At 75.7% G+C, this 6,054-nt stretch carries 11 protein-coding genes; all 11 read right to left on the bottom strand.

The genetic code is table 11. The annotated features are described in order from the left end of the window. Positions 1-41 precede the first annotated feature (41 nt). The 11 genes from ACFV5N_RS23450 to ACFV5N_RS23400 all read right to left on the bottom strand — a co-directional run bounded on the left by ACFV5N_RS23450 (position 42) and on the right by ACFV5N_RS23400 (position 5,975). Positions 42-341 (bottom strand): hypothetical protein, encoded by a 300-nt coding sequence (locus ACFV5N_RS23450; protein ID WP_385603218.1) that lies wholly within the window; start codon positions 339-341, stop codon positions 42-44. Further along, positions 338-562, bottom strand: a complete 225-nt coding sequence (locus ACFV5N_RS23445) for a hypothetical protein (protein WP_385603215.1) — start codon at positions 560-562, stop codon at positions 338-340. The genes ACFV5N_RS23450 and ACFV5N_RS23445 overlap by 4 nt, the downstream gene beginning before the upstream one ends. Then, entirely contained in the window at positions 559-780 is a 222-nt protein-coding gene (locus ACFV5N_RS23440; protein WP_347229230.1) for a hypothetical protein, read from the bottom strand. Before ACFV5N_RS23440 ends, ACFV5N_RS23445 begins: the two co-directional genes overlap by 4 nt. A gap of 2 nt (positions 781-782) precedes the next feature. After that, a complete protein-coding gene (locus ACFV5N_RS23435) occupies positions 783-1,343 on the bottom strand; it encodes a hypothetical protein (RefSeq protein WP_385603212.1) in 561 nt (186 codons plus the stop codon). 91 nt (positions 1,344-1,434) lie between these two features. Then, positions 1,435-1,905 carry a single-stranded DNA-binding protein gene (locus ACFV5N_RS23430; protein WP_385603209.1) on the bottom strand — a complete coding sequence of 157 codons (471 nt, stop codon included), beginning with the start codon at positions 1,903-1,905 and terminating at the stop codon, positions 1,435-1,437. Between the two features lie 105 nt (positions 1,906-2,010). After that, positions 2,011-2,463, bottom strand: a complete 453-nt coding sequence (locus ACFV5N_RS23425; RefSeq protein WP_385603207.1) for a hypothetical protein — start codon at positions 2,461-2,463, stop codon at positions 2,011-2,013. Beyond that, complete coding sequence (locus tag ACFV5N_RS23420) at positions 2,460-3,155, bottom strand: hypothetical protein (RefSeq protein ID WP_385603204.1); 696 nt, start codon at positions 3,153-3,155, stop codon at positions 2,460-2,462. The genes ACFV5N_RS23425 and ACFV5N_RS23420 overlap by 4 nt, the downstream gene beginning before the upstream one ends. Beyond that, complete coding sequence (locus ACFV5N_RS23415; RefSeq protein ID WP_385603201.1) at positions 3,152-4,030, bottom strand: hypothetical protein; 879 nt, start codon at positions 4,028-4,030, stop codon at positions 3,152-3,154. The genes ACFV5N_RS23420 and ACFV5N_RS23415 overlap by 4 nt, the downstream gene beginning before the upstream one ends. A gap of 69 nt (positions 4,031-4,099) precedes the next feature. Continuing rightward, the gene (locus ACFV5N_RS23410) at positions 4,100-4,369 is read right to left on the bottom strand and encodes a hypothetical protein (RefSeq protein WP_385603198.1); all 270 of its coding nucleotides are present in this window, start codon (positions 4,367-4,369) and stop codon (positions 4,100-4,102) included. 104 nt (positions 4,370-4,473) lie between these two features. Beyond that, complete coding sequence (locus ACFV5N_RS23405; RefSeq protein ID WP_385603195.1) at positions 4,474-5,025, bottom strand: hypothetical protein; 552 nt, start codon at positions 5,023-5,025, stop codon at positions 4,474-4,476. Beyond that, positions 5,022-5,975 carry an ERF family protein gene (locus ACFV5N_RS23400; protein ID WP_385603192.1) on the bottom strand — a complete coding sequence of 318 codons (954 nt, stop codon included), beginning with the start codon at positions 5,973-5,975 and terminating at the stop codon, positions 5,022-5,024. Before ACFV5N_RS23400 ends, ACFV5N_RS23405 begins: the two co-directional genes overlap by 4 nt. Positions 5,976-6,054: the final 79 nt, after the last annotated feature.

Here is a 6,054-nt window from a genome sequence, read left to right as displayed (position 1 = left end):
GGGGGGGGCCGCGCCGGGGGTGGCGCGGCCCCGGTGGGCGGTCAGTCGGTGCCGGTCGCGTCGAGCGCCTGCTCGGGCGTGATCTCGCCGTTGCACAGCCGGCGGATGGCGTGGGCGAGCGTCCAGGCGTCGCCCGGCAGGTGGTCGCACAGGGCGCCGGCGAGCTGGGCGGCGGTGGCGAGCCGCTGTTCGGCATCGGTCCGGACGGCGGCGCGTCGGCGGGCGGAGTGCCATGCCGCGTGATACCGGCGGGCGGCGGCACGCTGGCTGAACGTTTCGTCGATGGCTGGGCCGATGCGGGCGAGCTGGTCGCGGATGGCGTCCCACGCGGCGGTGATCACTCGGTCTCCCAGTCGTCGTTGCGGTGGGCGCGGCGGGCGCGTTGGGTGCTGCGCCGGGTGGCGCGGAGACGTTCGGCGGCGGCCTCGGCGCGGGTAGCTCGGGCGTCGAGCTGGCGGATGCCGTCGCGCATGAGGTCGGCCTCGTCGGGCAGTAGCCGGCCGCCCTCGGCGCGGTCGACCAGGTGCAGCAGCTCGGCGGCCTCGGCGGCGGGAGCGGTCATCGGACGGCCGCCACGCCGCGCAGCAGCCGGGGCGCCTCGTAGCTGACGGTGAGTACGCCGTCGGCGGCGCGGACCTCGGCGGCGTCGAGCTGGCGGCCGTCGCCGCGCAACTCCTCACCGACGATCGCGAGCATGGTGCTCACGTCGGCGGGGGCGGCGGGCAGGCCGAGGCGGTGCTCGATGCGGGTCACCTGCACGGTGTGCCGGGTGGGCTGCATGGTCAGTCTCCAGTCGTGAGCGTGGTGGCGGCGGGGGTGAGGGCGTAGGGGATCGGCGCGTCGGCGTCCGGGTGCGGCCACGACCACTCGCCGTCGTCGTGGCCGTCGGCCGGGTCGTGGCCGGGGTCCTCGGCGCACTGGGCCCAGTAGCCGTACGGGGTGGCCCACTGCTCGGTGCAGGCGCCGGGCTCGGGGTCCGGCGGCGGCGGGAGGATGCCCAGCCGGGCAAGGCCAGCGCCGAGGACCAGCTCGACGGTGGCGCTGCCGATGGCGGTAAGGGGGGCGCTCAGCCCGGCGAGAAACGCGCGGTCGTACTCGTCCTCGGTCAGGACGTGCCGCCACCCGGGCGCCTCGTGCTCGTCCGGGTCGGCCGGCTGGTCGAGCTGGTCGGCGTGCGCGTCGAGGTGGTCGGCGGCAAGCAGCACGCCGCGCGCCGTGCGGGCCCCCCGGTCGTCGTACACGGTGCCGTGGTGGGCGCGGAGGGCGGTCGCCAGTTCCCGGGCGGCGATGGCGAGCAGCCGGGCGAGAGCGGGCGGCGGCGGGGTGGGGCGGGTCTCGGTCACGAGAGGTTCCTCGGGTCGGATCGGTCCGGGGGGTGGCCGGCCGCTCCCGCGCGCGGCGGGGCGGCCGACCGGTCGAGCGGTGACGCTCGGGTCAGAACGGGGGTTCGGTGAGGGCTGCCTGGCCCCAGGGGTCGCGTTGGGGCTGTTGGTGGCCCTGGGGCGCGCGATTGTGCTGGGGGGCGCTCTGACGGCCGTTCGCGCCGTTCCGGGTGATCGCCGCGGTGGCGGTCTTGAGGCTGGGGCCGACTTCTTCGACGTCCAGCTCGTAGACGGTGCGCTTGATGCCTTCGCGGTCGTCGTAGGTCCGCTGCTTGAGGCGGCCCTGGACGATGACGCGGATGCCCTTGGTGAGGGATTCGGCGGCGTTCTCGGCGGCCTGTCGCCAGACGGAGCAGGTGAGGAACAGGGCGTCGCCGTCGCGCCATTCGTTGCTCTGCTTGTCGAAGATGCGCGGCGTGGACGCGATGCGGAACTTGGCGACGGCGGCGCCGGAGGGGGTGAAGCGGAGTTCGGGGTCGTCGACCAGGTTGCCGACGATCGTGATGACGGTCTCGCCTGCCACAAGGGCACCTGTCTCTCTCGGCGGAATGTGAATCTGTCTGGACAGAATGATACGGGGCAGGGGGTCGCCCCTGCGAGTGCGTTGGGGCGCCCCCTTGGTGGTCCGTCAGTCGCGGGTGCCGCGCCGTCCGATGACGTGGCGGGCGGTCGGCCGGCCGGTGTCGAGCCGTGCGACGGGCGGCCGGGTCATGAGTCGGCCGAGCTGGTCGAGGGCGTCGGCGCGGTCGACGGCGGCGGCGTGCGCGTTGCGCGTGGCCTGCTCGGCGAGCTGCCGGTCGATGGCCTGTACGCGGCGTTCCTCGGCGGCGGCCTGCTCGCGGGCGGCGAGCAGCGCGGGCCCGTCGATCTCCCGGACGATGCTCCACTCCCCGCCGATGTGGCGGGTGACGGTGACGTAGGCGCCGGCCTCGGCCCATCGGCGGGTCATGCTGGCGATGCGGGCGCGGTCGGCGGTGGCGTAGCGGGCCGGGGGCCGGCCGTCGGGCCACTCGCCGAGGGCGTACAGCGTGGGGTCGGTGCGGCGGTCGGTGATGCGGCGTCGGCGCTGTCGGGTGCTCATGCGGCGGTCTCCTGTCCGGCCGCCAGCTCGGCGGCCTCGATGCGGGACGGGTGCGGGGTGGTGCGGGGGCGGCGGCCGGTGCCCATGCGGCACGGCTGCCCGGTGCGGGCGGCGCAGTAGGCGCACGGGACGCTGAGGGGGTCGGGGCGGCCGGCGGCGAGCGCCTGGTCGCGGGCGGCGCGGGTCGGCCGGTACGGGGCGAGCTGGGCGGCGACGGCCGGGGGGATGCGGCGGCCGGTGCCCCGGATGGCGTCGGCGACCGTCGGCGCAGGTCCGCCGCTGGTGAGCGCGCGATGGTCGGCCGGCGCGGCGGCCCCGGTCGCCACGGCCCGGCGCGCGCCGAGCAGTTCGGCACGCCACTGCTCGGGCCGGTCGGGGTCGGCGGCGGGCAGGGGGTCGGTGTGACGGCCGAGCGCGTCGTCGCGGTGGCTCGCCCACTCGCTGAGCACGTGGTGCGGCTCGACCGCGAAGAAGCGGGCGGAGTGGTCGCCCCCGCGCTGCTCGTAGTACCGGCGGACAACACGGGACACGTCCCAGCGGCCGTCAGCGGTGGTGCTCGGCACCTCGGGCAGGGCCTCGGCCCACCGGGCGATCATGCGGGCGGCGGCGCCCGGGTTGGCCAGCGTCCGGGCTATGCGCCCGTCGAGCTGGCCCGCGAAGTGCAGCAGCACGGCTGCCTCTTGGCGGTTCATGCGGTTCCTTCCTGTTCCTGTTCGAGCAGCCGCAGACCGGCGAGCAGGTTGTCGGTGTGGCTCGCGGCCGGGGCGGGGCGGGGGCCGTGCAGGGGGATCACGGCGGCGCCGCCCGGGCGGGCGGGCGCGTGGTCGAGGTCCGACCAGACCCGGAGCCAGTACCGGGCGGGCTTGGGGGCGTCGGTCGGGGTGGTGCGGGCGGCGGCGAGCGCGACCAGGGCGGCGGCGCCGTGCCGGTCGACCAGCTCGGCGACGGCGCGCTGTTCGTCGAGGCTGAGCGACCAGCGCGCCGGGGTGGGCACCTGGGCGGCGGCGAGCTGGGCGCGCAGGTCGGCGAGTGCGGCGGCGGTCGCCGCGTAGCCCTGCTGCTTGTTCTCTTCTTGGTGCTCTGGTGCTTGCGTTCTGGGGGCCGGAATCCGATCCCCTCCGGGCCGGATTCCGGCCCTCCCCGGGCCGGAATCCGATCCCCCCGGGGGTACGGATTCTGGCCCCCCGGGGGCCGGATTCTGGCCCTCCCCGGGCCGGATTTCGGCCCCCTCGGATTCCGGCCCGGGGCCGGATTTCGGCCCCCCAGACGGGGCGGAATCGGATTCGGCCCGGCTGTGGTTGACGGCGCCGGGGATGCGGTAGACGGTCTCCCCGCGCGGCCCCCGCGCCCCTTCGACGACGACCAACTCGCCGTCGCCGAGCAGCTTGTCGACGGCGGCCCGTACCGATGACCGGGCGGCGCGGGTGCGCTGCACGAGCATGGTCGTACCGGCGTAGGCGGTGGCGTCCGGGCCGGGTGCGCGGTCTGCGATGGCGAGCAGTACCAGCCGCGCCGTTCCCCGGGCGGTAGCGTGGGTCCACACCCAATCCATGGCGTCGAGGCTCATCTCGTTCGAGCCTCCTTTCGTGCGGGCCCCGGGGGCGGGGTGCGCCCCCGGGGCGGGTTGGGCGGTAGGTCAGGCGGCGGTGTGCTGCTCGTACAGCTGGGTGCAGGCCGGGCAGTCGCACGTGTCGCCGATGCCGGGCAGCCGCTCGCCGGGCGCGGCGATGGTGGTCACGGGGCGCCCGGCGGCGTCCCACGTCGGCACGACCTCGGGCGCGGCGGCGCGGCGCGCGGAGCAGGGGCCCCCGGGGCAGGAGCGGCCGGCGAGCTGCGTGCACCCGCCGGTCTGCGGGTGCGCGGCGGGCAGATGCCCGCAGGCGCAGCGGTGAGCGATGTACGCCATGGGTCAGTCCTTCGGGGTGCGGTAGTAGTGGGCGAGCCGGGTTTGTACGGCCCACACGCCGACCACAGCGGCGGCGACGGAGCCGAGGACGGCGAGCACGGTCATCACGCGGCGCCCCCCTCGGCCGGGGCGAGCGCGGGCGGGACGGCGGCGCCGAGCTGCCCACCACGCCACGCCGCGAGGATGTCGTCGCGGCCCGTCTTGGCGAACCGCACGCTGTGCGAACGGGCGCGGGTCGGGCGGATCTCGACCCCGGGCACGGTGTGCGTGGCCGTGATCTCCCCCGTGTCCTCGTCGACGACCTGGACCTCGGGCACGCCGGCCGCCGTCATCTGGCCCAGCAACTCGGCGCGCTTCCACGGCCGGATGTCGCGCACGATCCGGGTGTCGCGGGCGTCGGGGTACTGCTCCCGCGCCCATGCGACGAACTCGGCCTCGTCAACGACGGTGGCCTCGGGCGAAGGCTCGGTGAGGCTGATCGTCGCCACCCGGGTGCCGTCCGGCAGCGACACGGCGATCTGCCGCGTGCCGCTGTCTGTCGCGGCGGTGTCCAGCCCGGATTGCACCTCGGCCCGGACCGCCTTCAATTCCCCGGCTACCAGCTCGGACAGGAGCTTGACGACGGCCTCGCGCAGCGCGGCGTCCTTGAGACTCACTGGGCACCCCCGGCGGCCTCGATGAGGGTGTCGCGCTGCTCGACCAGCTCGGCGACGGTGCCCTCGGCCGGCGCGTGACCGTAGTGCGCGACGAACGCGGCGTCGGCCTCGGTCGGGGTCAGGCCGGCGGCCTCGGCGGCGGCGTGCATCTCGGCGAGCGCCTGGTCGTGCGCGGCGTTGGCCGGTGGCGCTGCCTGGGCGTGCGGCTGCTGTTCGGCCTGCCGGGGCGGGTTGGGCTTGCGCCGCCCCATCGCCGCGCCGATCTCGGCGATTTCCCCGGCGTCAGACGAACCCGCGGCCTTGGCCCGGCTCCAGATCGCCCGAACCTCTTCGACCGTCTTCGCCTTCTTCGCCTCGGCGAGGAAATCCGGGGCGGCCGGCTGCGCCGACTCCCACGGGCCGGGCTCGGCCTGCCGGGTGCGGCGCGGCTGCTGCTCGGCCTGCCGGGGCGCGGCCGGCGGTGCCGGGTGGTCGCGGTCGCCGTCGTCGATCGACCGGGCGTCGACCGGGATCATGAGGACCTGGAGAAGCAGGTACTTGAGCGCCGCGCTCATCGCCTTGTTGGTGGCCTTGTCGGCGGTGTCGCCCGCCTCACCGGGCACGACGGCGACCAGCGCGTCACCGGCCGGGCCGTACAGGCGGTAGCTCATCTCCACCGTGACGAACGTCCACTTGTCACCCCGCTGCTGCGCCGTGCGGCTGACCAACTGGGGGATGAGGAACACGCCATGGGAGCGCATCGGCCCCGCGACGGCCGACATCAGGTCGTCGATGCCCCGGAAGTTGTAGCGCTGGTGGGTGTTCGTCTGGTCCTTGGCGACGGGGGACACGTCGCGCATCACGCAGTTGAGCGCCTGGAAGATGCGGGGGACATCGGCGGGGGCGCCGTCCGGCGCGGGGATGTACGCCAGCTCGGCGCCGGCCGGGGTGGTGGGCACAGCCATGGTCATGGGGTGGTGCTCCCTGCGGTGTAGTACGTGCGGTGCGGGGTGGTGTGGGCGGTCAGGTGGCCGTCGCGGGCGAGGCGCG

The organism is Streptomyces sp. NPDC059853, assembly GCF_042731495.1.
GTDB lineage: Bacteria > Actinomycetota > Actinomycetes > Streptomycetales > Streptomycetaceae > Streptomyces.
This window is presented reverse-complemented; position numbering and strand designations above follow the sequence as displayed.